The sequence below is a fragment of the Mycobacterium sp. E3251 genome (assembly GCF_001666835.1).
Lineage (GTDB): Bacteria > Actinomycetota > Actinomycetes > Mycobacteriales > Mycobacteriaceae > Mycobacterium.
In genome coordinates, this window is sequence record NZ_LZJF01000064.1 from 1 (window position 1) to 25272 (window position 25272).

The following is a 25272-nucleotide window of genomic DNA, read 5'->3' on the forward strand; positions in this document are numbered from 1 at the left end:
GATCGCCGTCCTCATCGGCATGAGCGCGATCCTGGGCCTGACCTCCTATTGGGGATGCCACGACGCCAACCATCCCGCTTTCTTCACGCCACTGATGGCGACGGCCAGTCTGGTCAAGGGTGGCACCGGCGACTTCTCGGTGAGCGGACGCACCTGCCCGAGCCCAACGCCGGTCGGCCTGGAACTGGCCCGCATCGCGGCACTGTCGGCGATCTTCACCGGGATGGTTGGCGTCGTGGCATCCCCAATAGGAGGTCAGGCCCAGGATCGCGCTCATGCCGATGAGGACGGCGATCACGGTGAACGAAACACCCACCACCCGGTGGCTGTTGTCCGAGCGGAAGGTCAGCACGCAGGCCGCGATCAGCACCGCCACGACGATCGCGAGCGTGGGCATCGATCCCGGCCGGCCGAACCAGCCGAGGGCAGGCGGCATCGCGTCGATGATCCAGGGCCACAGGTCCAGGACGCCCAGATACACGATGAGCAGCACGCCGACCGCGGTTAGGCCCCAGCGCAAGGTGGGCGAGGGTGTCCTCGTGGGACGCATCCGCCGATCTCCCTTCGCGCGGTATCGGCTGTTCGGACGTCGAACAGTACACGCAAAAGGTCGGCCGAAAGCAATGATTCCGGGGCCGGTGCACACCACCGAGTTGCCCAGGCGGGCAACAGGTCGGCGGCTATCCGGCGTACCGCGAGAGCCGCGCCGAAAGGTGGGGAACGAGGCCGCCGTCGGCGTCCACCCGTTCCTCGACGTAGGCCAGGTCGCCCTCGACGATCCCGTAGAGCCGTTTGGCGCCGCCGACCAGCACGCCCGAGCGGGAGCGGGCCAGCGCGTCGGTCACCAACTCCCACGACGACTGGGTACGGGGCCGTCCGTAGAACAGTTCCACGTAGCCGGCCGAGTGGGCCAACAGCAACTCGATGGCCTGCGACTCGGTGGGGTCGTCGGGATCGCTGACGAAGCGCCAGAAGCCCGTCTCGCGCAACCCGTGTCCCTGGAAATCGCCCGTCTCGTCGAGCCGCCACGAGCGGGATTCCCAGTTCAGGTAATCACCGCCGTCGTGCGATACCACGATCTGCTGGCCGAACCGGTAATCCCCGTCGTGCCCGCGGCCCTCGCCTTCTCCGCGCCACACACCCACGAGGGGCAGTAGCGCCAGCAGCGCGTCGTTCAGGTTGGCGCCTTCCCGCAGGTTGGCGGTGTCGGCGGGAAACGGCAGGTCGTCGAAGGCCGGAATGTTGCGGCCGGCGGTCAGCTTGGCGCGCTCGGCGGCGGCGGCCACCGCGCGATCACCGGAGCCCGGAGAACCCAGAGGTTCGTCAGAAGTCACGATTCGTCGGTGATGAGCCGGTACAGCGTGTACAGCGCGAACCATGAGATCACCACGACGGCCACCACCAGCATGATCTCGAAGAAGAGCACCACGGGGACAAGTCTATTCGCCGCGGGAGATCCCGGTCAGGCCAGCCGGGGTCTCAGGCGATCTTGACGTCCACCTCGTGGATGCCGGCGCCCGACGGGGTCACCACGGCGTTCCCGTTGCCTGCGGCCGACAACGCGCGCAGCGTCCAGGACCCCGGTGCCGCAAAGAACCGGAAGTCGCCCGTTGCCGACGCGACGACCTCGGCGGTGAACTCGTCTGACGAGTCGAGCAGGCGGACGAACGCGCCGCCGACCGCCTGTCCGTCGCCGTCCACGACGCGGCCGGTGATCACCGTTTCCTTCTCCAAGTCAACGCTGGCGGGCAGCGTCACTCCTTGTTTCGGCGCAGAGCACATATCAGCTTCCCAACTCGATCGGGGCACCCACCAGGGAGCCGTATTCCGTCCAACTTCCGTCGTAGTTCTTGACGTTTTTGTGGCCGAGTAATTCCCGGAGCACGAACCAGGTGTGCGACGAGCGCTCTCCGATGCGGCAATACGCGATCGTTTCCTTGGTGCCGTCCAGTCCGGCGTCGGCGTAGAGCTTGGCCAGCTCCTCGTCGGACTTGAAGGTGCCGTCCTCGTTGGCGGCCTTGCTCCACGGCACGTTGATCGCCCCCGGAATGTGGCCGGGCCGCTGGCTCTGCTCCTGCGGCAGGTGCGCCGGCGCCAGGATCTTGCCGGAGAACTCGTCGGGTGAACGCACGTCGACCAGGTTCTTGGCGTTGATGGCCGCGATGACCTCGTCGCGGAACGCCCGGATGCTGTTGTCCGGTGCGGCGGCAGTGTAAGAGGTGGCCGGCCGGGTGACGGTGTCGCTGGACAGGGCGCGGCCGTCGAGTTCCCACTTCTTGCGGCCGCCGTCGAGCAGCTTGACCTTGTCGTGGCCGTACAGCTTGAAGTACCAGTAGGCGTAGGCGGCGAACCAATTGTTGTTGCCGCCGTAAAGGATCACGGTGTCGTCGTTGGAGATGCCGCGCTCGCTGAGCAGTTTCGAGAATTGCTGCGCATCGACGAAGTCCCGCTTCACCGGGTCCTGCAGATCCGAACGCCAGTCCAGCCTGATCGCGCCGGGGATGTGGCCGGTGTCGTAGGCGCTGGTGTCCTCATCGACTTCGACGAAGACGACGCCGGCTGCGTCGAGATTGCTCTCGGCCCAGTCCACGGAGACCAGGACGTCGGAGCGTGCCATGCGGGGGATCCTTTCGATCGCTTTCTATGAACAGGTCATGTGGTGCGCGCGGCTCCTCGGAAACGCGCGACCAATGGGTAGAGCTGGCAACCCAGGCAGATGCCGAACGCGGCGTTCAGGAAGGCGGCGACGAGCGCCCCGGCGGTGGCGATGACGCCGGCCAAGAAGGCGCCCGCGGCGAACGCGACGACGCCCACGAGCGCGAAGATCAGGCCGACGAGTTGGGCGAACTTCAGCGGTGCGACCGGTTCGCGCTCGGTGACGGGGCCGAGCCGGGGCGCCACGGCAAGGGCGAATATCCGCCCATACGGATGCTTGCGCGGGCCGCCGACGGCGCCGACGGCGAAGACAATGGCCTGTATCCCCAGAATGACCGCCGCCGCCAGGGGGCTGGCGGCGGACACGGCGAGCGTGATCACCAGGACTGCGGTGGTAACCCAGGCGGCAAAGCGCGGGCCGCGCACGTCGACGGTGTCCGGTTGGGTTGTGGTGTTGCTGATCGGCACGGTACTACTCCTGAATTCGCCTGTTGCTGAGGGAACGAACGACGGGAGACGGGCCACGGGGAATTCCCGGGCTGCTCCGAGTGCGACGCGAAAGCGCGCGGCGACTCAGCAGCTACAGCGACAGCAACAGCCCGCGGTGCGGCACAGATCGACTGCGCGGCGTTGGGTGAGCACGGGCTCAATGCGGGCTAGCACGTCGGCAAGCTTACCGAATGGCGTTCAGCGATCAAATCCAGCGGCGGCCGCCGCGCAGACCGCAAGCCTTCGGCGGTGGCGGGTCACGACTGCCTGAAGCCGTCCAGATCGACGGTCACTCCATAACTGATGCCCTCGATGATCACGTCTGACCCGCGCGCGCCCTCGGTCTTCGGTGCCACCCCGAACGGGAGCCGCTGGTTGGGCACCCTCGTGGTGAATGCCCGCAGCACCGCATCCCGCTTGTCGTCCGGAACGGCTTGATCCGCGGTGTCGGCCCCGGTCAGGACCCCGGTCGGCGTGATCACGAGCGTCGACTGGTCGTCCGGGGCGATGGAAAGGTCCACCGAGACGCTGACCCGGTGCTCGAAGTCGGCCGAGTGCGGTGTGCCGCTGAACACCAGGCCATGGCTGTCGGAGATGCCGGACGCGGTGACGCCGCCGGTGGCGGTGTTGGTCTCCTTCGCCGGCGCCTCAACCATCAGGTCGTTGATGCCCATATAACGGCCCAGGTAGTTCGACCCGATGATGATGCGGCTCTCCAGTTTGCCCACCGGCAGCTTGGCTACGGGCCGGATCAGCCAAGACGCGTCGGTCAGATCGACCGCATACATCGTGGCTTCGAGGGTGGCCTTGCCGACCGTTGCATGGTCTACGGCGTTGGCTTTGATCTCCACCTGGTTGTAGTGGTGCCGCATCGCCTGCGGGATGAAGGGAAACGCCACGATGGCGACGAACGGGTCGGACCTCAGATTGGCCGCTTTGCGCACGCTGCAGGACAGCCGGTATTCGGCGTAGATGCTGCTTCCGTAGTCGACGGCGACCGCACCCAGCACAACCGCGGCCACGGCGATCGCCGCGGCCGCCACCCCGATCAGGACCCTGCGCACCCGCATATTGTCGCGTAAGCCTCCGCGCGCCGTGTCGCGGACCGCGTGGGTGGCGGGGCTCACACTGCATCGTCACCACGCAAAAATGGCAGGTGGCAAGTTATCGTTAGGTGGCCTGGCAACTAACGCGTCGTTGCGTTGCGAGTTGTGGAAGATGCCGTTCCCCCGAGCTGGAGGGGCTAGTTGGAGCTATTACTGCTGACCTCGGAGCTGCATCCCGACCCGGTCCTCCCGTCGTTATCGCTGCTCCCTCACACCGTCCGGACGGCACCGGCGGAACCGTCCTCGTTGCTTGAGGCGGGGACTGCGGACGCCGTGCTGGTGGATGCGCGCACCGACTTGTCGTCGGCCCGTGGCCTGTGCCGGCTGTTGAGCACCGCGGGCCGGTCGGTTCCGGTCTTGGCTGTCGTGAGCGAAGGCGGTCTGGTGGCGGTCAGCGCCGATTGGGGGCTGGACGAGATCCTGCTGCCGAGCACCGGACCCGCCGAGATCGACGCCAGGCTGCGACTGGTGGTCGGGCGCCGCGGCGGGCTGGCCGACCAGGAAAGCGCCGGCAAAGTGAGCCTGGGTGAGCTGGTGATCGACGAGGGCACCTACACCGCGAGACTGCGCGGGCGCCCACTCGACCTGACCTACAAAGAGTTCGAGTTGCTCAAGTACCTCGCCCAGCACGCCGGGCGCGTCTTCACCCGCGCGCAACTCCTGCACGAAGTCTGGGGATACGACTTCTTCGGCGGCACCCGCACCGTGGATGTGCACGTGCGTCGGCTGCGCGCCAAGCTCGGCCCCGAATACGAGGCGTTGATCGGCACCGTCCGCAACGTCGGCTACAAAGCCGTCCGGCCGGCCCGCGGCCGCGCCCCGATCACCGGCACCGCCGACGACGAAGCCGCCGAGGACGTCGAGTCCGACTCAGAGGAAATGCAAGAACCCCTGGGCGACCCGTTGCGCAGTCAGTGACCCCGCCCGAGTGGCGCTCGACGCTGACCGCGGACGAACAGCGGCAAGTGCGCGGACTAATAACGGCGACAACGGATTTCGATGGGGTGGCGCCCGTCGGTGAACAGGTGCTGCGCGAGCTCCCGCACGATCGCACCGGGCATCTGCTCATCACCGACAGCGACGAGACCGTGGGTTACCTCAATCTCTCGCGCGACGCAGAGGCCGCAATGGCGGAACTGGTCGTGCATCCGCGGGTCCGCCGGCACGGCTTCGGGACGGCGCTGGCGCGCGCGGCCCTGGCCGAGACCGGCGGACGGAACCGGTTCTGGGCGCACGGCACACTCGAGCCGGCCCGGGCCACCGCCGATGCACTGGGTCTGGTACCGGTACGCGAATTGCTGCAGATGCGCCGCACGCTGCGCGACACCCACGACTTGGTGCGGCCCGTGCCCGGCGTACAGGTCCGCACCTACGCGGGGGCCGCCGACGACGCGGAGCTGCTGCGCGTCAACAACGCCGCCTTCGCCGAGCATCCCGAACAGGGCGGCTGGACCGAAGTGCAGCTGGCCGAGCGGCGCAACGAACCGTGGTTCGACCCGGAAGGGTTGTTCCTCGCTTTCGGCGTGTCCGAAACCGATCAGCCGGGCAAGCTGCTGGGCTTCCACTGGACCAAGGTGCATCCCGACCGACCCGGCTTGGGGGAGGTCTACGTCGTGGGCGTAGACCCGTCGGCGCAGGGGCGCGGGCTGGGGCAGATGCTGACAGCCATCGGGATCGAGTCCTTGGCGCGGCGGCTGGCGGGGGCGGCCGAGCCGACTGTGCTGCTCTACGTGGAATCGGACAACGTCGCCGCGGTGCGCACCTACCAGCGCTTGGGCTTCACCACCTACAGCGTGGACACCGCCTACGCCGTCGCTTCCGATTGACCGACGCGCAGGCGCGGAATGTGCCCCGGATCCGGCCGGGCATATTTTCGCGACGACCTGGCAACCTGTTGGGAGATGGCCGGCGGGGCACACGCGGGCCCGTAGGGGGCAGGAAGCTGGATCGGTGAGGCTCGACAGGGGTGGTGGTAGAGCGCTGGCGGCGCTGGCTGTGGCGCTGGCAGTTGGTATCGGCGGACTGACCGGCTGTGGCAGCGACCAGAACCGCCGCAACGCTTCGGCGGCAACGGTCTCCGGGCCCACGGGCACGGCGGGATGCAGCGGCAAGAACAAGCTGACGGCGGAAGGCTCGACGGCCCAACAAAACGCGATGGCGTTGTTCAACCAGGTCTGGGGCCAGTACTGCCCGGGCAAGAGCGTGTCGTACAACCCAACCGGCTCGGGCGCCGGCCGCGAGCAGTTCATCGCCGGCCATGTCGACTTCGCTGGCGCCGACTCGCCGCTGGCCGCCGACCAGATCGGCCCGGCCGCCGCACGGTGCGAGGGAAACCCGGCGTGGGACTTGCCGCTGGTGTTCGGGCCGATCGCGTTGGTCTACAACCTGGCCGGGGTGCCGGCGTTGGTGGTGAGCAGTGACGCGTTGGCCAAGATCTTCAGCGGAAGGATCACCGCCTGGAATGACCCCATCCTGGCAGCCCTCAACCCGGGCCTCGTGCTGCCCGATACCAAGATCGCACCGATCTACCGGACGGATTCGTCCGGAACGACCGACAACGTGCAGAAGTATCTGACGGCCGCCGCGCCGCAGAGCTGGACCAAAGGCGTGGGCACCGAATTTCAGGGCGGGGTGGGTGAGGGCGCCATGAAGTCCGCCGGCGTCGTCCAAGCCGTGCGGGCGACGCCGGGCGCGATCGGATACGTCGAGAAGGGCTTCGCCGACCAGGGCGGCATGCCGTACGCCCAGATCGCCACCAACAAGGGCGTCGCCGTTCCGCTCACCAACGAGACGGCCGGCAATGCGGTGAAGGCGGCCAACTTTGTGGCCGACGGCAACGACATGGTGCTGGACCTCAACTCGATGTACCGCTCCCAGGAACCCAATGTCTACCCGCTCGTCCTGGCGACCTACGAGATCGTGTGCTCCAAGGGCTCCGACCCGGACACCTCCGGTGCGATCAAGTCTTTTCTCACGGTTGCCGCCGGCAGCGGGCAGACCGAGCTTGCCTCGGCCGGCTATATCCCGCTGCCCGATAAGGTCAAAGAGCGACTGGTTGCTGCGATCAACGCTCTGCAGTGACCAAGTGGCCCCGCGCTTAAGGAGCGAGAGAACTGTGCTGGGATCACAGTGACCACGCCAAACCCGATCGACGCCGGCTCGGGCGCGACCGTCGCCGCGCCCTTCCCGGAGGCGCCGGTGATACCGATCAACCCGTGGGGAGCTGCGCGCCCACACGTCGGGGATCGTGCGTTTCGTTGGCTGGCCAAGGGCTCAGGCTTGCTGATCGTCGTCGTCATCGGGGCAATCGGTGGATTCCTGTTACTGCGGGCCATCCCGGCCTTGAGGCGCAACCGGGAGAACTTTTTCAGCTACGGCGGCAACTGGATCACCACCGACACGTCGGCCATGCACTTCGGCATCTCCGATCTGCTGAAGGTCACCGTGTTCGTGTCGGCGTTCGCGTTGATCCTGGCCATGCCCGTCGCGCTGGGGGTCGCCATCTTCATCACGCAGTACTCGCCGAGGCGCGCCGCCGCCTCGCTGGCCTACGCCGTAGATCTCCTGGCGGGGGTCCCCTCCATCATTTACGGCGTGTGGGGCCTGCATGTGCTGGCGCCGCAGCTGCGACCGCTGGCCACCTGGCTGAACCACTCCCTGGGCTGGTGCTTCCTGTTCGCCGACGGCAACGCGTCGGTGGCCGGCGGCGGCACCATCTTCACCGGCGGCATCGTCCTGGCGGTCATGATCCTGCCGATCATCACCGCCGTCACCCGCGAGGTGTTCGTCCAGGCACCACAGGAGCAGGTCGAGGCCGCGCTGGCCCTGGGCGCCACCCGTTGGGAGGTTGTGCAGACGATCGTGCTGCCGTTCGGGCGGTCGGGATACATCAGCGCAGCGGTGCTGGGACTGGGCCGCGCGATGGGCGAGACGGTCGCCCTGCTGATCATCTTGCGCGGGACGCAGGCGGCGTTCGGCTGGTCGCTGTTCGACGGCGGCTCCACCGTCGCGACCAAGATCGCGGGCACCGTGGCGCAGTTCAATGACCAATACAAGGCCGGCGCATACATCGCCGCGGGGCTGGCGCTCTTCGTGCTCACCTTCCTGGTCGACGCGTTGGCGCGCGGCGCCGCCTCCAAAACCAGATGGGGCGCCGGGCGATGACCTCGATGTTGGACCGCCCGCTGAAGCCGCGCACGTTCTCCCGGCCGAGCCGGCGCCGCCGGGTCACGGATCATGTTGCCGTGGTGCTGGTTTCGCTGTCGATGGTGACTGCGGTGACGCCCCTGCTGTTGGTGCTCTACTCGGTGATCGCCAAGGGCTTCAAGGCGATCGCGTCGACCGTTTGGTGGACCCACTCGCAAGCGGGCATGACGGCCTTCGTGGCCGGCGGCGGCGCCTATCACGCGATCGTCGGCACCGTCTTGCAGGGAGTGGTATGCGCGCTGATCTCCATCCCGATCGGCCTCATGCTCGCCATCTATCTGGCCGAATATGGGGGCGGCACGCCGCTGGGCAGGCTGGCCACGTTCATGGTGGACGTCCTGAGCGGAGTGCCCTCGATCGTGGCGGCGTTGTTCATTTACGCGCTGTTCGTGGCGACGTTGGGCCTTCCTCGCTCCGAGTTCGCGGTGTCGCTCGCGCTGGTTCTGTTGATGCTGCCGGTGATCGTGCGAGCCACCGAGGAGATGCTGCGGATCGTCCCGGTGGACCTTCGCGAGGCCAGTTATGCGCTGGGCATCCCGAAGTGGAAGACGATCGTCAGGGTGGTGCTTCCCACCGGGGTCTCCGGCATCATCACGGGCATCATGCTGGCGGTGGCCAGGGTTATGGGCGAGACGGCCCCGTTGCTGATTCTCGTCGGTTACTCGCAATCTATGAGCTTCGACATCTTCAGTGGATTCATGGGGACGCTACCCGGCATGATGTACAACCAGACCAGCGCCGGTGCCGGCGTGAATCCGGTCCCCACGGATCGGTTGTGGGGTGCCGCCCTAACCCTCATCCTGGTGATCGCCACCATCAACATCGGGGCCCGAGTGATAGCGAAGTTTCTTGGCGCCAGAAAGTCATAGGCAGGAGCACTAAGTGGCAAAGCGGTTGGACCTCAAAGCCGTCAACATCTACTACGGTTCGTTCCACGCGGTAGGGGATGTGACTCTGTCGATCCTGCCCCGCAGTGTGACCGCGTTCATCGGTCCGTCAGGGTGTGGCAAGACGACGGTGCTGCGCACGCTCAACCGGATGCATGAGGTGGTCCCCGGCGGCCGGGTTGAGGGCAGCGTGCTCCTCGACGACGAGGACATCTACGGCGCCGGGGTTGATCCCGTCGGTGTGCGGCGGGCGATCGGAATGGTGTTCCAGCGACCGAACCCGTTCCCCGCCATGTCGATTCGCGACAACGTGGTGGCGGGTTTGAAGCTGCAGGGCGTGCGCAATCGCAAGGTGCTCGACGAGACCGCCGAATACTCGCTGCGTGGCGCGAACCTGTGGGATGAGGTCAAGGACCGGTTGGACAGGCCTGGCGGCGGATTGTCGGGTGGTCAGCAGCAGCGCTTGTGCATCGCGCGGGCGATCGCCGTGCAGCCCGACGTGCTGCTCATGGACGAGCCGTGCTCCGCGCTGGACCCGATCTCGACGATGGCCATCGAGGAGTTGATCAGCGAGCTGAAGCAGGACTACACGATCGTCATCGTCACGCACAACATGCAGCAGGCGGCGCGGGTCAGCGACTACACCGCGTTCTTCAACCTGGAAGCCGTCGGAAAGCCGGGGCGGTTGATCGAGGTCGATGACACCGAGAAGATCTTCTCCAACCCGAGCCAGAAGGCGACGGAGGACTACATCTCCGGCCGCTTCGGCTAGAGCTGATCCGTTATTGCGAGGCCGGTTTCGTTTCCTCTTCGGGCAACTTGCCGGTCGCCTGGAAGATGACGCGCCTGGCCACTTCGACCGCGTGGTCGGCGAAGCGCTCGTAGAACCGGCCCAGGAGTGTCACGTCGACGGCGGCAGCCACACCGTACTTCCATTCGCGGTCCATCAGCACCGAGAACAGATGGCGGTGCAGATCGTCCATCGCGTCGTCCTCTTCGCGGATCCGGGCGGCCTTCTCCGGATCGCGAGACATCACCACTTCTTGCGCGCTGTTCCCCAATTCGACTGCGACCCTGCCCATTTCGGCGAAGTAGCCATTGACCTCTTCGGGCAGCGCGTGTTGGGGATGCCGGCGTCGGGCGATCTTCGCGACGTGCAGGGCCAGCGCGCCCATCCGGTCGATGTCGGCCACCATTTGAATGGCGCTCACGATGGACCGCAGATCACCGGCGACCGGCGCCTGTAAGGCCAGCAGCACGAAGGCGCTCTCCTCGGCGCGGGCGCTGAGTGTGGCGATCTTCTCGTGATCAGAGATCACCTGTTCGGCCAGCACCAGGTCGGCCTGCAGCAGGGCTTGGGTGGCCCGCTCCATGGCGATGCCCGCCAGCCCGCACATCTCGCCGAGCCGCTCGGATAACTCCGAGAGCTGCTCATGGTAGGCGGTCCGCATATCGCCAAGCCTACGTTCTCGGCGGAGAAAACGGGCGGTGGAGCGCCGCCAAACGTGCTTACTCGCAGGTGGTGTCGGCGGCGTTGGTGACGGTCAGGTCCTCGGGCAGCTTGGCCGGGGCGCTGCCCGAGCCGCGTTCGATCTGCAAGCTGATCGACGAGCCGCTCGGCTGGGGAGTGGCGACCGACTTGAAGTCGGGTCCGAGCACCACCTGAACGACCTGCCCGTAGCCGGACACTCGCTGCACCTTCGCATTGGCGAAGGAAGACGCCACGGTCGCGGCCGCCTGCTCGTTGCCGGGCGAGAACAACACCGTCGTCGTGTTCACCGAGCTCGGGTAGTCGTCCGGGGTCATCACGTTGAAGCCGTCCCGCTTGAGCTGGCTGGTCGCGGTGGCCGCCAGGCCGCTCTGCGTCGTCGCGTTGGAGACGCGCACCGTGACATCGCTCGGCGTGGTGGTGGTGACCTGCTCGTGCCGGGCCTCGGGCGCCGGGGTGGGGGCCGGCGCCTTCTTGGTGGCGGGCGCCTTCATCTGCCCGGACTTGTCATCGGAAGTTCCGAGACTCTTTGCGTTCTGGTCGTTTTCCTCGGGCAGCGGATCGTCGTTGATGATGGCGTCGAACAGTGCCCGCATGTCGGCCATGCGCGGCGGCTCGTCGCCGTTCTGGTCGGTGACGCCGGTCGGCACGGTGACGAACGTGACGTGCCCCGCCGCCATGCCCTGCAACGACTGACCGAGTTGGATCAAGTCCTTCGACTGCACGTTGTCGACGACGGTGTCGCTGATGAACATGTTGACGACATTGTTGAGCTTGTTGAGGTCGAGCAACGTGTCCTCGGAGATCAGCGAGCGCAGCAGCGAGGACAGGAACAGCTGCTGGCGTTTGATCCGCCCGTAGTCCCCGTTGGTTTCGGTGGTGACCTGGCGGGCTCGCACGTAATTCAGGGCGGTCGAGCCGTCCAAGACTTGGCGGCCACCGTGATCGAGCACCGTGCCGAGCTCGTAGTCATGCAGCGCGGTTTTCGAGCACACCTCCACACCGCCCAGGGCGTCGACCATCTTGGCGAACCCCGCGAAGTCGACGGCGATGAAGCGGTTGATGTTCAAACCGGATAGCTTCTGGATCTCCTTGACCAGACACTTCGGGCCGCCGAAGGCGAATGCCGAGTTCAGTTTGGTCTCGGTGTAGACCATCTTCGGGCCCCAGGATTTGGTCTTCGCGTCGTAGAGGGGCCCGTATTTACCCGTGTCCGGGTTCCACGCCTCGCACTGCATCGGGGTGATCGCCAGGTCGCGCGGGAATGACACCGCCACCACGCGTTTGCGGTTGGCCGGAATGTTGACCAGCATCACGGTGTCCGAACGGGCGCCATCCGCGTCGTCGGTGCTGCCGGCGCCCATGTTCGCGTTGTCACCGGCGCGCGAGTCAAGGCCGACGATCAAGAAGTCTTCGTCCCCGTATTGGCCGTTGCGGTCGCGGATGTCGCTGGAGTCCTGGTCGAGAGCGTTGATGGTGTTGAGCCGGGCGTTCTTCGATGTGCTCCATTGCCACGCCCCGCCGGTCATGGCCAGGGTAAGCGCCGCGAGCAGCGCCGCCACCGAGCGCGCGGCCAGCAGCATCGGCCTGCGGCGGCGGGATGTCCGCCGCTGAGCGTCGCGAGGCTCGTCGGATGAGGATTCCTGGCCGCTCGGATGCTCGGCGGCGTCGAGGTCGGGGAGCTCCGAGACCGCGTCGAGCGAATAGGCCAGGTCACCGATCACCTGGGTTTTCTGCAGCTCCAGCGGCACGTCCGATTCGGCTGGCGTCGGTTCAATGACCGGTTCGACGTCCGGCTCGGCGCGACGGTGGGTGGACCGGCCGGTCGACGGGGCGCCGAGTTTCGCGATCAGGTCGGCGACGCTGACTCCGCCCGCGGTGTGGGATCCGGATTCTTCGTCGTCGGCGGCTCGGGACGGGACCGGCTCGACCGCGGTCTCGGTCTGCCAGAGATGGCGACTGTAGTCAGCCGGGGGCTCCGAGAACCGCTCCCAGGGGGCCGCGCCAAGCGCAGCGCGCCGGGCGCCGCGAGTGGCGTCGTCCTCGGCGTCACGCATGTCTTACCGGCCTCCGAAGCTCTGATGCGGCTGTCAGCGTATCCGTGCGCAATGTCGGCCCAACGCTTGGCATATCAGCGCTGCGGCCCATGCCACCCGTGGGTCGCACTCCTTTGTCGCGCCCGGGCAGCGGCGCGTTACCGATCCGCCGCAGCAACGCGCAATGCAGCAAGGTCCACATCGTACTGAGTTATCTGTCCGGACGCGATTTCGCGCGGTCGATCAGCCTCCGGAGTGCATCACGTCGGCGCCGGCCGGCACGGTGCAGTCATCCGGGTCGGCCAGCCAGCCCTCGGGCAGTGCCACCCTGGCGGGCGAGCCCTGCCGGCCCCGGGGGCCGCTCGCCGCGTCCGGGAAGGGCACACGCCCGTCCAATTGGCTTAGCAGCGAATCGAGTTCGTCGAGCGTCTTGACCATCGCCAGCGCGCGCCGCAGCTCCGAGCCGGCCGGGAAGCCGTGCAGGTACCAGCCGATGTGCTTGCGAATGTCGCGCATGCCCTTGTCCTCGCCGAAGTGCGCGGCCAGCAACCGCCCATGCCGGCGAACGATGTCGGCTACCTCGCCCAGCGTGGGCGGGACGGGAGCCGGGCTGCCGGTGAACGCGGCCGAGAGTTCGGCGAAAAGCCAGGGCCGGCCGAGGCAGCCGCGGCCGATGACGACGCCGTCGCATCCGGTGCTGGCCATCATCGCCAGCGCGTCACTCGCGTCGTAGATGTCGCCGTTACCCAACACCGGGATCGTGGTCACGTGTTGTTTGAGCAGGGCGATCTGCTCCCAATCTGCGGTGCCCGAGTAGCGTTGCGCCGCCGTGCGGGCGTGCAGCGCGACCGCGGCGGCGCCCTCCGATTCGGCGATGCGGCCGGCATCGAGGTGGGTGTGGTGCTCGTCGTCGATGCCGACGCGGAATTTGACGGTCACCGGGATGTCGGTGCCTTCGGTTGCGCGCACCGCCGCGGCGACGATCTGCCCGAACAGCCGACGCTTGTACGGCAGTGCGGCCCCGCCGCCGCGTTTGGTGACCTTGGGCACCGGACAGCCGAAATTCATGTCGATGTGATCGGCCAGGCCCTCGTCGGCGATCATCTTGGCCGCGGCATACGTGGTCGCCGGATCGACCGTGTACAGCTGCAACGAGCGCGGCGACTCGTCCGGCGCGAAGGTGGTCATGTGCATGGTGACCGGGTGGCGTTCGACGAGCGCACGCGCCGTCACCATCTCGCAGACATAGAGCCCGCTGACCGTGCCGACCTTCGACTGCTCTAGTTCACGACACAGGGTTCGAAAGGCAACGTTGGTCACGCCCGCCATTGGGGCCAGCACCACTGGGCTGGCGAGCGTGATGGGACCGATGCGCAACGCTGAGTTACCGGCGGCTCATAGCCAGCTTGCCGGCGGTTTGATGCAACTCGAACGCGGTGGTCTTCTTGCCGGTTCGGGCTTCCCGCTCGAGCTGGCGCTGCTTCGAGATCTCGAACTTGTCGCAGGCCTGCTCGAGTTCCTTGATCAGCAGGGCGAGGTCGTCGCGCATCGCCGCCGCCTCACCGGTGAAGTCCTCGCGCTCGAAGATGCGCCATTTCTTCAGGACGGGCATGACGACGTCGTCGAGGTGGATGCGGGGGTCGTAGACCCCCCCGACGGCGATGAAGACGGCTTTGCGCCGGAACTCGGGAACCTGGTAGCCCGGCATCTGGAAGTTGCGCAGCACCTTGTGCAGCTCTTTCATTGCCTGGTTGGGCGCGATCTCAAACCCGGCCTCGCTGACGTCCCGGTAAAAGATCATGTGCAGGTTCTCGTCGGCGGAGATCTTCGCCAGCAACTGGTCGGCGATGGTCTCGTTGCAGGCCTTGCCGGTGTTGCGGTGCGAAATGCGGGTCGCCAGCTCTTGGAAGGTCACGTAGATGACGGAGTCGAACAGGCTCTCGGCGAACAGGTCGGCCCGAACCTGCTGGTTCTGGCCGGGGCTGAAGCCGCGGTTCACCACCTCGATGCGCAGTTTCTCCAGTTCGACCGGGTCGACCGCGCGGGTCACCACCAGGTAGTCACGCAGCGCGATACCGTGCCGGTTCTCCTCGGCGGTCCACCGGTTAACCCACTGGCCCCACGGGCCGTCCAGGCCGAAGTTCATCGCGATCTCGCGGTGATATGACGGCAGGTTGTCTTCCGTCATCAGGTTCTGCACCATCGCCACCTGGGCGAGATCGGAGAGCTTGCTCTCCTCGGGGTGCCAGTCCTGCCCGCCCAGCGCGTAGAAGTTCTTGCCGTCCGACCACGGGATGTAGTCGTGCGGGTTCCAGTTCTTGTGCATGCTCTCGTGCCGGTTGAGGCACTTCTCGACCACCGGTTCGAGCTCGTGCAGCAGCTGTAGGTTTGTCAGCTCCGCTGACATGGGGCCTCCAGTTATCTGTGTCGACGGGTAGCAGTCAATATATCTGTGTACATCAGTAGCATCAAGCTGCCTGGCCGCGCGCCGCGGTAACGGTTAGATGCCATATTCTGCGCGCCGCGCGGTCCACAAGTTCACGTTTTACGAGTTGCCGGCGCGCCACGGTTGGTAAACAGACAGTCGCGCTTAACCCAGGTCTGGGGCGGGCACGTACGGGGCCGCCGTGATGTACAGGATGTCGACGCAGTAGTCGATGAATTGTTTGCGCGTCGCGCCGAGCTGGCCGTTCAGGTATGCGGTGAACAGGCTGGACAGGCCGCCGACCAGGCTGGTGGCGATCATCTTCTGCAGCACGGGATCGCCGATCCGCGACAACTTGCGCTGGAGCAGTTCGATGAAGCTGGGCATCCACTCCGCACCCGAGCGCGTCAATACCGGCTCGACCGCCGGGGCCAGCAACAACACGCGCCCACGGACCGGGTCGTCGACCATGAGCTCGACGAACTTTTCGACGGCCTCGCGTGGGGTGTTCGCGGAGGTGAGGGTATTCATTGCGCGCGTACATACGTCGTCGTAGACCGCGCGCACGAATTCGTCGCGGTCCGAAAAGCTTTCGTAGAAATAGCGTTCGGTCAGCGCGGCTTTGCGGCACACGGCACGCACGGTCAACGCCGGTCGACTGTCGCTGCCGAGCAATTGGACACCGGCGGCGATGAGGTCGTCGCGGCGAAGGGCAAGGCGATCCCCCAAGGGGACGCCGGTCCAACGGCCCCGTCGTTGACCGGACTGCACATCGCTCCTAAGCTTGAAATTGACAACGCGTGTAGTCAGATTTGCAGATACCTACAGGAACCCAATAGTGCCTCAACATACGTCCGGACCCTGTCCGCTGACCAGCGACGTCGCTTCGGCTACCCCCGAGGACGAGGTGCCCGGTGTGGCCGGCGGCTGCCCGGCGTCGCCCCTCGGTTACGACGCGCCACCACTCCCGCTCGGCCCCGAATCGCTGACCTGGCGGTACTTCGGCGACTGGCGCGGCATGCTGCAGGGGCCGTTCGCGGGATCCATGCAGAACATGCATCCCCAGTTGGGCGCCGCCGTCGAGCAACACTCGACGTTCTTCCGGGAACCGTTGCCGCGGGTGATGCGGTCGCTGTACCCGATCGGCGGGGTGGTCTTCGACGGCGACCGCGCTCCGACGACGGGTGCCGAGGTTCGCGACTACCACACCGACATCAAGGGTGTGGATGACCAAGGGCGTCGGTATCACGCACTGAACCCCGACGTCTTCTATTGGGCACACTCCACTTTCTTCATGGGAACAATCCTGGTGGCCGAACGGTTCGGCGGCGGTCTGACCGAAGCCGAAAAGCGGCAACTCTTCGACGAACACATTCAGTGGTACCGGATGTACGGCATGAGCATGCGTCCGGTGCCAAAGACCTGGGAAGAGTTTCAGGCCTACTGGGACCACATGTGCCGCAACGTGTTAGAGGACAATTACGCGACGCGGGCAGTGCTCGACCTGACCATATATGACAAGCTGCCGATCGCTCCGTGGCTGCCGGATTGGCTGTGGGGTGGCCTGACCAAGCTGTCGCGGCCGTTCTTCGTTTGGCTCACAGTCGGCTTTTACCACCCAGCCGTTCGCGAACGGTTGGGCTTTCAGTGGACCGACCGCGACGAGTGGTTGCACCGGCGCTTCGGCAAGCTGGTGCGGCTGATCTTCGCGTTTGTACCGCCCAGGTACCGCAAGCACCCGCGGGCCCGTGCCGGCCTAGACCGCGCCTCCGGGCGCATCCCGCCCGACGCGCCGCTGCCCCAGACGCCGGCACGCAACCTGCCGCCGCTGGACCGGCGCGGCGACCCAAGCCACTACTGCCCCCAGGTTTAGCGCCCTCTAGTGGGCGTGACCGTGCACGTCCTCCAGGCCCGCCTGGTGCACGTGCGGATGGCTGTGCTCGGTGCCGTCGGCGTGGCCGTGGGCGTGTTCATGCTGGACGTGGTCGTGTTCATGCGCGATGTGTGCGTGCGCGTGTGTGACGTCGCCGTGCTCGTGTTCGTGCGCGTGCGGCGCGTCATGTGTGTGCTGCTCGGTCATGATGCGTCTCCCTGGGTCAAATGCGGTGTGCCAACTTCTCATTCACTTGGTGCCGCTGCCCCGCCGGCTCTGTGTGGGCGCTGATTCGGCGACTGCCTTCAGGCCGCCATCCCTGCGGTGATGGCCGGGCACGCCCGGACCCGCGTGCTCGGCGTTGAAGACCGCGTCCATGACGAGCTGACGGACGTGGTCGTTCTCGAGGCTGTAGAAGATGGTGGTTCCCTCCCGGCGGGTGCGGACCAAGCGCGCCATCCGCAGCTTCGCCAGGTGCTGGGAGACCGACGGCGCCGGCTTGCGGACGTGTTCGGCGAGTTCGTTGACCGACATCTCGCGGTCGGTCAGCGACCACAGCACCTGCACGCGGGTGGCGTCGGCCAGCATCCGGAAGACCTCAACCACCAGACTCGCCTGATCGTCCGGCAACCGGCCTTCGCTACTACCTGCATGCATACGCAAATAGTATTCAAGCTGCGCGGCGCTGCCAACGGCTGCTTGCTCGGGCTTCCTAGGATGACGGGACGACCGTGGACCGGCGCTGACCGCCGTTGCCCTCGTTCCAGAGCCGGTACACCTCCAGCGCGCCTTCTTGGGGCTGGTAGCGCATTGGCAGACGTCGCCGGTCCCAGCTCTTGGCGAATTCGTCGTAGAAGGTGGAGACCTCGAAGTACTTGCGGTCATCGAGGTAGTACCGCTCGTAGGCCTCGCGGGTGATCAGGAAGACGACTTCCTTGGGCGAGCAGTAGTACAGCGAGCCGAGGCACATCGGACACGGATGGGCCATCACGTAGATCGTGCAGTCGACCAGGTGCTCGGTGCCCAGCTTCATGCACGCCTCCCGGATGGCCAGGATTTCCGCGTGGGCCGTCGGGTCGTGCGTCTGGGCCACTTTGTTGGCGCTCTCGGCGAGGACCTCCCCGTCTTTGACGATCACCGTCGCGAACGGCCGACCGCCCTCCGCGACGTTGCGCCGGGCCAGGTCGATCGTCCGCTGGGCGAAGTCGGTCATGGGCCGGAGGGTAGTCCCGCGGGCTTCGGGACTGAGTCCTGTGATACTGACTAGATCATCTATTTAATTGGTCGGGATGAGGGAGCACCATGGCGCGCACCGATCGAGACCGTTGGGACCTGGCGACGAGCGTGGGTGCGACGGCGACGATGGTCGCCGCCCAGCGCGCCTTGTCCTCCGACGCGAAGCTGATCGACGACCCCTATGCGGCGCCGCTGGTGCGCGCCGTCGGGATCGACGTCTACGTCCGGCTGGTGAACGGCGAGATCCCGGCCGGTGGGGCTTCCGAGTTCGATCCGCACCGGATGGCGCGGGGGATGGCTTGCCGCACAAGGTTTTATGACGACTTCTTCTTGGACGCAACGCGGAGCGGGATCAGCCAGGCGGTGATCCTGGCGTCGGGGCTTGACGCGCGCGCCTACCGCCTGCCGTGGCCGGCGGGCACCGTCGTCTATGAGGTCGACATGCCGCAGGTCATCGAATTCAAGACGCTGACCCTGGACGATCTGGGCGCCGAGCCGACTGCCGAGCGGCGCACCGTCGCCATCGACCTGCGTGACGACTGGGCCACGGCGCTGCGCGCCGCCGGATTCGATCCGCAGGCTCCGTCGGCGTGGAGCGCCGAGGGTCTACTGGTGTATTTGCCCGAGGCGGCCCAGGACGCGCTGTTCGACAACATCACCGCGTTGAGCGCTCCCGGCAGCCGGCTGGCCTTCGACTTCGTGCCGGACACCGCCGTTTTCGCCGACCCCCGCTGGCGCGCCCACCACGACCGGATGAGCGAGCTCGGGTTCGAGGTCGACTTCAACGACCTCGTCTATCACGGGGAGCGCAGCCACATCGTCGACCACCTCGACGAGCGTGGTTGGCGGACGTCGTCGCGCACGGTCGCGGAACTGCACGCGGCCAACGGCTTCGTCTACGCCGACGACGAGGTCGCCCAAGCCTTCGCCGATGTCACCTACAGCAGCGCGGTGCTCGGGCGCTGAGTGCCGATCGACCGAGGCCAAAAACGCTTCGGTGCCCCCACTAGGACTCGAACCTAGGACCTGCGGATTAAAAGTCCGTAGCTCTACCAACTGAGCTATAGGGGCCGCGGAGATTCAGGATACTTGGGCCACAAACCCGGCTCGTTTGAGGATTGGGCACACAGTGACCTAAGCTGACGTGGCTCCTAACGAAACCACGTTGCGAGTACCCCGGAGTGATTCGGTTCTGGCCCCCATCGTCTAGTGGCCTAGGACGCCGCCCTTTCACGGCGGTAGCACGGGTTCGAATCCCGTTGGGGGTACGCGACGCGGCGACGCGGAGCAGCAGCAAGGCCCTGTGGCGCAGTTGGTTAGCGCGCCGCCCTGTCACGGCGGAGGTCGCGGGTTCGAGTCCCGTCAGGGTCGCCAACTCGGCGAGGCACTACATGCCTTCCGGCCAGGTAGCTCAGTCGGTACGAGCGTCCGCCTGAAAAGCGGAAGGTCGGCGGTTCGATCCCGCCCCTGGCCACCAGTCTTGATGACACGGAGTGGTCCTCTGAGCCTCCGCGGGCCTGGAATCCTTGCCGATGCGTCTGAGCTAGATGAACGCGGGCATCGATTCCCAGCCTCGGACAGCCGACGCTGATGACAAGTGTGCGTTCTGGGTGTCGATGTCCCATTCGGGGAAGCGCTTGAAAATTTCCTCGAGCGCGATTCGTGCCTCCAGCCTGGCGAGTGCCGCTCCTAGGCAGAAGTGAGCTCCCACGCTGAATGCCAGGTGCTGATGCGGCTGGCGATGAATGTCGAACCGGTCTCCGTCAGGCGGGAATTGGCGATGGTCGCGGCACGCTGATGCGATCAGCGGCATCATGACGCTGCCTTCGGGCACTGTGTGGCCGTACCACTCGGTATCACGGGTGACGTAGCGGGCGAGGTGCGGTACGGGGGGTTCGTAGCGCAGCAGCTCCTCGATCGTCTGCGGAATCAACCGATGGTCGGCTGCGATTTCGCGCCGCTGGTCGGGGTGGTCGGCGAGGACTTTTCCGGCCCAGCCGAGGAGTCGGGTGGTGGTCTCGTTGCCTGCGGAGGCGACGAGGCTGATGTAAAGCAGGATTTCGTCGCGAGTCAGGGTTCGGCGGACTCCTGTCTCGTCGTCGAATTCGACGTTGAGGAGTTCGGTCGTGATGTCGTCGGAGGGGTGTTCGGCGCGCCAGTCGAGATAGGCGGCGAACACCTCGTCGTAGTGGACGCCTTCCGAGGCCAGTGTCATGGGTTGGCCGGCCTCGGTGAGCAACGAGGCATTCGAGCGTTCCCGGACATGTTCTTGGGCGTCTTCGGGAATGCCGACCAGCATTCCGATGACTTTCATCGGCATCTGAGCGCCGAGATCGGCGATGAAATCGAAACGTCCAGTCCCGACGAGAGGGTCGAGACATTGTGCGCAAAATGCGCGAATCTTGTCCTCGAGTTCGGCGATCTTGCGGGGGGTGAACATCCGCGCGAGCAATTTGCGATGGATGTCATGAACCGGTGGGTCTTCGAAAACGATGATCCCGGGCGGTATTTCGATGTTCGCTTTGATCACTTCGAGGATCATTCCGCGGGCTGAACTGAACGTGGCGGTGTCGACAAGCGCACGACTCACGTCCTGGAAACGACTGAGCGCATAGAAATCGTATTGCTCGTTGTAGTACAGCGGCGACTCCTCGCGCAGCCGCCGGAACGTCGGGTAGGGATCAGCCAGAAGTCCCACATCGTAGGGGTCGTACCGAATGTCGTTGACCTCAGTCACGGTCATGGTCCGTCCTCCTGGTGCAGTGAAACCTGCCGATTCCTTGGCTGTATCACAGCAGACCTAGCGCCAACTGACAAGACAAATCAGAGCAGAATGTCGCGTCAGTCGTCGACTGTCGCGGATCCCCGCGGTGTGGTGAACAAGAACTTCAGCACGGCAGGTGAGCGCGTATTGCTGAGATTTCGCATGGACTGGCACGTGCGAAGCGACAAGATATCGTTGACCCTGGCCCCAGCTCGCAATACTTTTAGCGATAGGTTGTCACGTCAAACCGAACTGGAGCACGATGATGGGCCTTAACCTTGCGTAGCCATGGATGGTCGGGCCACACGCCGGCCTCCGATGAGGAAGCCGTCAACAGGATTCTGGACGCGGTTGACTCCTTGGTCGCCGAAGGCGGATCGGCCATCCGCGTCAGCGACGTGGCCCGCGTTCTGGGAGTAAGCCGCCAGACCATCTACCGTTACTTTCCCGGGGCTGAAGCGCTTGTGGTCGGCAGCCAAATGCGTTCGGCTAACGGCTTTCTCGATCGTTTAGCCGATCACCTGCGTGGGTGGACAAATCCGGCGGCTGCCGTCGTCGAGGGCGTAGCATTCGCGGCCGAGGAGTTCGCCGACGACCCGCTGATGGCGCGCGTCCTACATTCACGGCTACCGGGTGGCACGTCGGCCTCCTTCACCGCCGGTGCGGCATTTGGTCTCGGACGAGAAATGTTCCGACGATATGACGTCGACTGGGCCGCCCATGGCTTCGACCACGCTGCGATGGACGACCTCATCGAACTCGCTGTACGCACACTCCAGTCGATTCTGCTCGATCCTCCCGAGCGGCCACTCAACCCACTGGCACTCCGCAGTCTTGTGGGCAGATGGCTTGGACCGGCCGTCCTCTACCGCCAGCTGACCCGCGACATCGATGCACTAACCGCTCTCACGCACGCCAGCCAACTGGCTTCCAGCGCTCGCGGATCAGTCAGATTGGCGTGACAGATAATTGTCGGCCGCTCCCTCAACCTCGAGAGGAGCTATCAGAACGGTCTCTCGTGGCCCCGCGACCCCGCGATCGCCTTCGCCGGGCTTTCGAATCACGTTCTGGTTCAAGAGGTTCAACGGATTGCGGTGGGACCCCCACAAGCGTCTGACATCCGCACGGTCACGACGGGTGGCGGATTTTCGGATTGACCCCGAGTTCTCGGGTTACTCACACGGGTCACGAACCACAACGGCTCGGATCCGCAGCTCGACAAGCCGATCCGGTGGGCGATGTCTGCTCTGCGCTGGTCACCCAAGCCTTCGGTGGCGGCGCTGACCAGCGTGGCCGCGGCGGCACTGGCGTCCCCTCTGCGGAGACGGGTCTCCTTGAAGAACTAGGCAAGCGCCACAGTCTCGGTCTACGCGGCCGCCGTAGCAATATAGGGGCGCTGCGAGGGCGAGCAGCAAACATCATGCTTGCGCGGCGGCAGCACGGGTATTCCTGTGAACACGATGACAGCGAAGCCCGACCTGCGCACGGAAGAAATCGACTCATGTGTGCGCGTCTACGGGACGCGAGTCCACAATCTGCGTGGTGTCGACGTCGTAGCGCCCCGCGACGCGCTGGTCGCGTTCACCGGGATCTCCGGATCCGGAAAATCGTCGTTGGCCTTCGGGACCATCTATGCCGAGGCCCAGCGCCGCTATTTCGAATCGGTCGCCCCTTACGCCCGTCGCCTGCTGCTGCCAGCCGGCGCGCCGAAGGTAGATGACATCACCGGCCTACCGCCCGCCGTCGCATTGCAGCAGCGCCGCGGTTCGGCGACGTCGCGATCGACGGTCGGCACCGTCACCACCCTGTCGAACCTGCTGAGGATGTTGTTCTCCCGCGCCGGAACGTACCCGCCGGGGACGACGGAACGGCTGGACTCCGATGCGTTCTCCCCGAACACCGCGGTGGGGGCGTGCCCCGAATGCCACGGGTTGGGACGAATCCATCGGGTGACCGAAGAGACACTGGTACCGGACCCTTCGCTGACCATCCGCGAAGGCGCCGTCGCCGCCTGGCCGGGCGCGTGGCAGGGCCAAAACCTACGCGACATTCTGGTCACGCTGGGGTACGACATCGACAAACCGTGGCGAAAACTTCCCAAGCGTCAGCGCAATTGGATCCTGTTCACCGATGAGCAGCCCACCGTCGAAATCGACCCGCGCCAGCATCCCGTGCAGGCCGACTACTACTACAACGGGACGTTCTCCAGCGCCGAACGCCACGTCCGCCACACGTTGGCCAACTCCCATAGCGCGATGATGCGTCGCCGCGTGCTGCAATTCGTCGACAGCGTCGAATGCCCACTGTGCGACGGATCTGGGCTGCGGCCGGAGGCGCTGAGGGTGACATTCGCCGGGCGCACCATCGCCGACTACGCGGGGATGCCGTTGGCCGAGCTTGCTGACGCCCTGCGCCCGACGGCTTCTCGGAAGGATGCCGCCGCCGCGTACGAGTCAACGGAATCCGGTGAACTGACGGAAGTGGCGACGATGATCGCCGCCGACCTCGTCGCCCGCCTGCAGGTACTCCTCGATCTCGGCCTTGGCTATCTCACGCTTAGTCGCCGCACCCCGACAGTGTCACCGGGCGAATTGCAGCGGTTGCGGCTGGCCACCCAGCTGCGCGCCGGCTTGTTCGGCGTGCTTTATGTGCTCGACGAGCCTTCGGCGGGACTGCACCCGGCCGACGCCGAACCGCTACTCGACGTACTCGATCGCCTACGGCGCGCGGGCAATTCCTTATTCGTAGTCGAGCACGACATGGACGTGGTACGCCGTGCCGATTGGATCGTCGACGTCGGACCCGGGGCCGGGGAGCTTGGCGGCAGTGTGCTCTACAGCGGCCCGGTGCCGGGCCTCGCCGACATCGAGAAATCGGTCACTCGCCGGTACCTTCTCGACGGGGCCAGCCCACCGCCTCGTCAACCCCGGACCCAGTCCGGGCAGTTGCGGCTGCGCGGGATCTGCTTCCACAATTTGCGCGACCTCGATGTGGACCTGCCACTGGGTGTGTACACCGCGGTCACCGGGGTGTCCGGCTCAGGCAAGTCGACGCTCGTCGTCAAGGTCCTCGGCGACGTTGTGAACAGCCACCTCGGCACGGGACGCGCAGCCGAGCCGGCCCATGCCGATGATGACGAAACCGACTCCGAGGTAGTCGATCTCGATCGCGACGCGAGCGTCGGCGTGACGGTCGAAGGCGTCGAGAAGATCAATCGGTTGGTATCCGTCGACCAGCGCCCAATCGGGCGCACGCCGCGCTCGACATTGGCGACCTATACCGGCTTGTTCGACGCCGTGCGCCAAGAATTCGCCGCGACTCCGAAGGCCCGTCGCCGCGGTTGGACAGCGGGCCGGTTTTCGTTCAACGTGTCCGAAGGTTGCTGCCCAACCTGTCAGGGCGAGGGGTTCGTCTCGGTCGAATTGTTGTTTCTGCCGGGCACATACGCCACATGCCCGGCGTGTCAGGGAGCGCGTTACTCCGACGAGACACTCGAGGTACGGTACCGCGGCCGCACGATCGCCGACGTGCTTGCGATGACCGTTGATGAGGCCTCGGACTTTCTTGCTGACGTGACGAAGGCGGCGCGGAGCCTGTCCACGTTGCGAGAGGTCGGACTTGGCTATCTCCGGCTGGGACAGCCCGCGACTGAGCTGTCAGGTGGTGAGGCGCAGCGCATCAAGCTTGCCTCCGAACTCCAGCGGCCGCGCCGAGGGCATTCCCTCTACGTCCTCGACGAGCCGACCACCGGGCTGCACCCCGCAGATGTGGATCTGCTCGATCGTCAACTGCACCGCCTGGTCGACGCGGGCAATACCGTGGTGGTGGCCGAACACGACATGCGGATGGTCGCGGGTGCCGACTGGGTAATCGACCTAGGGCCCGGAGCCGGCAGCGACGGCGGTCGAGTTGTCGCGGCGGGTACGCCCGAAGCGGTTGCACGTGCGAAACACAGCCGAACCGCGCCATATTTGGCTAAACGGTTGGCGCTGCCTGTAATTCGATGAGAAATCTCGTCGGTCTTGGCAAAACCACTCGTGACAAAGCCTCGTCGCGCCATTCCGCTCGAAGTAGCCGTTACGGTCGCCTGCCTGTGCTCTTGGTCA

At 65.8% G+C, this 25272-nt stretch carries 25 protein-coding genes, 4 tRNA genes and 1 pseudogene; 13 read left to right on the forward strand and 17 right to left on the reverse strand.

The features are described from left to right. The 7 genes and pseudogenes from A5697_RS28025 to lmeA form a co-directional block, all read right to left on the reverse strand. A pseudogene (locus tag A5697_RS28025) lies at window positions 1–550 on the reverse strand (hypothetical protein); the annotation flags it as partial. 130 nt (window positions 551–680) lie between these two features. Continuing rightward, the gene (locus tag A5697_RS08905; protein ID WP_067948628.1) at window positions 681–1334 is read right to left on the reverse strand and encodes an FABP family protein; all 654 of its coding nucleotides are present in this window, start codon (window positions 1332–1334) and stop codon (window positions 681–683) included. A gap of 145 nt (window positions 1335–1479) precedes the next feature. Further along, window positions 1480–1782: a DUF1416 domain-containing protein gene (locus A5697_RS08910; protein ID WP_068009806.1), complete on the reverse strand. Its 303-nt coding sequence runs from the start codon at window positions 1780–1782 to the stop codon at window positions 1480–1482. Window position 1783: 1 nt separating this feature from the next. Continuing rightward, the gene (locus A5697_RS08915; RefSeq protein WP_067948626.1) at window positions 1784–2617 is read right to left on the reverse strand and encodes a sulfurtransferase; all 834 of its coding nucleotides are present in this window, start codon (window positions 2615–2617) and stop codon (window positions 1784–1786) included. A gap of 35 nt (window positions 2618–2652) precedes the next feature. Next, on the reverse strand, window positions 2653–3123 hold the full coding sequence (locus A5697_RS08920; RefSeq protein ID WP_067948624.1) for a DUF4395 domain-containing protein: 471 nt from the start codon (window positions 3121–3123) through the stop codon (window positions 2653–2655). A 105-nt stretch (window positions 3124–3228) separates the two neighbouring features. Next, window positions 3229–3318, reverse strand: a complete 90-nt coding sequence (locus tag A5697_RS28740) for an Ms5788A family Cys-rich leader peptide (protein ID WP_369806096.1) — start codon at window positions 3316–3318, stop codon at window positions 3229–3231. Between the two features lie 83 nt (window positions 3319–3401). Then, window positions 3402–4214 carry a mannan chain length control protein LmeA gene (gene lmeA / locus A5697_RS08925; RefSeq protein WP_067948623.1) on the reverse strand — a complete coding sequence of 271 codons (813 nt, stop codon included), beginning with the start codon at window positions 4212–4214 and terminating at the stop codon, window positions 3402–3404. A gap of 177 nt (window positions 4215–4391) precedes the next feature. Between lmeA and A5697_RS08930 the strand changes: the two genes are divergently transcribed. From A5697_RS08930 to pstB, 6 genes are all read left to right on the forward strand, one after another. After that, window positions 4392–5168, forward strand: coding sequence for a response regulator transcription factor (locus tag A5697_RS08930; RefSeq protein ID WP_067948621.1), 777 nt, complete (start codon window positions 4392–4394; stop codon window positions 5166–5168). Beyond that, complete coding sequence (gene mshD, locus A5697_RS08935; protein ID WP_068009808.1) at window positions 5165–6076, forward strand: mycothiol synthase; 912 nt, start codon at window positions 5165–5167, stop codon at window positions 6074–6076. Before A5697_RS08930 ends, mshD begins: the two co-directional genes overlap by 4 nt. A 124-nt stretch (window positions 6077–6200) precedes the next feature. Further along, on the forward strand, window positions 6201–7331 hold the full coding sequence (gene pstS, locus A5697_RS08940; protein ID WP_067948617.1) for a phosphate ABC transporter substrate-binding protein PstS: 1131 nt from the start codon (window positions 6201–6203) through the stop codon (window positions 7329–7331). Window positions 7332–7379: 48 nt separating this feature from the next. Continuing rightward, window positions 7380–8414 carry a phosphate ABC transporter permease subunit PstC gene (gene pstC, locus A5697_RS08945; protein WP_369806097.1) on the forward strand — a complete coding sequence of 345 codons (1035 nt, stop codon included), beginning with the start codon at window positions 7380–7382 and terminating at the stop codon, window positions 8412–8414. Next, window positions 8411–9325 carry a phosphate ABC transporter permease PstA gene (pstA, locus tag A5697_RS08950; RefSeq protein WP_067948674.1) on the forward strand — a complete coding sequence of 305 codons (915 nt, stop codon included), beginning with the start codon at window positions 8411–8413 and terminating at the stop codon, window positions 9323–9325. The genes pstC and pstA overlap by 4 nt, the downstream gene beginning before the upstream one ends. A 13-nt stretch (window positions 9326–9338) precedes the next feature. Then, entirely contained in the window at window positions 9339–10115 is a 777-nt protein-coding gene (gene pstB, locus A5697_RS08955; protein ID WP_046186002.1) for a phosphate ABC transporter ATP-binding protein PstB, read from the forward strand. 10 nt (window positions 10116–10125) lie between these two features. Here the strand turns inward: pstB and phoU are convergent, their stop codons facing one another. The 5 genes from phoU to A5697_RS08980 form a co-directional block, all read right to left on the reverse strand. Next, a complete protein-coding gene (gene phoU / locus A5697_RS08960; protein ID WP_046186001.1) occupies window positions 10126–10794 on the reverse strand; it encodes a phosphate signaling complex protein PhoU in 669 nt (222 codons plus the stop codon). Between the two features lie 58 nt (window positions 10795–10852). After that, window positions 10853–12889: an LCP family protein gene (locus A5697_RS08965; RefSeq protein ID WP_068009814.1), complete on the reverse strand. Its 2037-nt coding sequence runs from the start codon at window positions 12887–12889 to the stop codon at window positions 10853–10855. A 222-nt stretch (window positions 12890–13111) separates the two neighbouring features. After that, a complete protein-coding gene (gene dusB / locus A5697_RS08970; protein WP_067948609.1) occupies window positions 13112–14245 on the reverse strand; it encodes a tRNA dihydrouridine synthase DusB in 1134 nt (377 codons plus the stop codon). A 7-nt stretch (window positions 14246–14252) separates the two neighbouring features. After that, window positions 14253–15275 carry an acyl-ACP desaturase gene (locus A5697_RS08975; protein WP_067948607.1) on the reverse strand — a complete coding sequence of 341 codons (1023 nt, stop codon included), beginning with the start codon at window positions 15273–15275 and terminating at the stop codon, window positions 14253–14255. 183 nt (window positions 15276–15458) lie between these two features. After that, window positions 15459–16064 carry a TetR/AcrR family transcriptional regulator gene (locus tag A5697_RS08980; protein WP_068009816.1) on the reverse strand — a complete coding sequence of 202 codons (606 nt, stop codon included), beginning with the start codon at window positions 16062–16064 and terminating at the stop codon, window positions 15459–15461. A 67-nt stretch (window positions 16065–16131) separates the two neighbouring features. Here A5697_RS08980 and A5697_RS08985 point away from each other — a divergent pair, with 67 nt between their 5' ends. Continuing rightward, window positions 16132–17166: an oxygenase MpaB family protein gene (locus tag A5697_RS08985; protein WP_068009818.1), complete on the forward strand. Its 1035-nt coding sequence runs from the start codon at window positions 16132–16134 to the stop codon at window positions 17164–17166. Between the two features lie 6 nt (window positions 17167–17172). Here the strand turns inward: A5697_RS08985 and A5697_RS08990 are convergent, their stop codons facing one another. The 3 genes from A5697_RS08990 to A5697_RS09000 are packed head-to-tail and all read right to left on the reverse strand — an operon-like array spanning window position 17173 to window position 18379. After that, a complete protein-coding gene (locus A5697_RS08990) occupies window positions 17173–17373 on the reverse strand; it encodes a zinc transporter Slc39a7 (protein WP_068009821.1) in 201 nt (66 codons plus the stop codon). Between the two features lie 42 nt (window positions 17374–17415). Continuing rightward, on the reverse strand, window positions 17416–17823 hold the full coding sequence (locus A5697_RS08995; RefSeq protein WP_082953309.1) for a metalloregulator ArsR/SmtB family transcription factor: 408 nt from the start codon (window positions 17821–17823) through the stop codon (window positions 17416–17418). 55 nt (window positions 17824–17878) lie between these two features. Further along, entirely contained in the window at window positions 17879–18379 is a 501-nt protein-coding gene (locus tag A5697_RS09000; protein WP_067948600.1) for a nucleoside deaminase, read from the reverse strand. A gap of 89 nt (window positions 18380–18468) precedes the next feature. Between A5697_RS09000 and A5697_RS09005 the strand changes: the two genes are divergently transcribed. Continuing rightward, window positions 18469–19368: a class I SAM-dependent methyltransferase gene (locus tag A5697_RS09005; protein WP_067948598.1), complete on the forward strand. Its 900-nt coding sequence runs from the start codon at window positions 18469–18471 to the stop codon at window positions 19366–19368. A gap of 32 nt (window positions 19369–19400) precedes the next feature. Here the strand turns inward: A5697_RS09005 and A5697_RS09010 are convergent. Next, window positions 19401–19473: transfer RNA gene (locus A5697_RS09010), tRNA-Lys, on the reverse strand. A 124-nt stretch (window positions 19474–19597) separates the two neighbouring features. Between A5697_RS09010 and A5697_RS09015 the strand changes: the two genes are divergently transcribed. The 3 genes from A5697_RS09015 to A5697_RS09025 all read left to right on the forward strand — a co-directional run bounded on the left by A5697_RS09015 (window position 19598) and on the right by A5697_RS09025 (window position 19879). Beyond that, window positions 19598–19670, forward strand: a tRNA-Glu gene (locus tag A5697_RS09015). 29 nt (window positions 19671–19699) lie between these two features. Then, window positions 19700–19776, forward strand: a tRNA-Asp gene (locus A5697_RS09020). 26 nt (window positions 19777–19802) lie between these two features. Continuing rightward, window positions 19803–19879 (forward strand) — tRNA-Phe (locus A5697_RS09025). 66 nt (window positions 19880–19945) lie between these two features. Here A5697_RS09025 and A5697_RS09030 read toward each other — a convergent pair. Continuing rightward, entirely contained in the window at window positions 19946–21145 is a 1200-nt protein-coding gene (locus A5697_RS09030) for a cytochrome P450 (RefSeq protein WP_068009823.1), read from the reverse strand. A 299-nt stretch (window positions 21146–21444) separates the two neighbouring features. On the opposite strand from A5697_RS09030, the gene A5697_RS09035 reads away from it, so the two are divergent. Both A5697_RS09035 and A5697_RS09040 read left to right on the forward strand, forming a co-directional pair. Continuing rightward, window positions 21445–22128: a TetR family transcriptional regulator gene (locus tag A5697_RS09035; RefSeq protein ID WP_068009827.1), complete on the forward strand. Its 684-nt coding sequence runs from the start codon at window positions 21445–21447 to the stop codon at window positions 22126–22128. Between the two features lie 498 nt (window positions 22129–22626). Further along, window positions 22627–25173 carry an excinuclease ABC subunit UvrA gene (locus tag A5697_RS09040; protein ID WP_068010026.1) on the forward strand — a complete coding sequence of 849 codons (2547 nt, stop codon included), beginning with the start codon at window positions 22627–22629 and terminating at the stop codon, window positions 25171–25173. Window positions 25174–25272 lie beyond the last annotated feature (99 nt).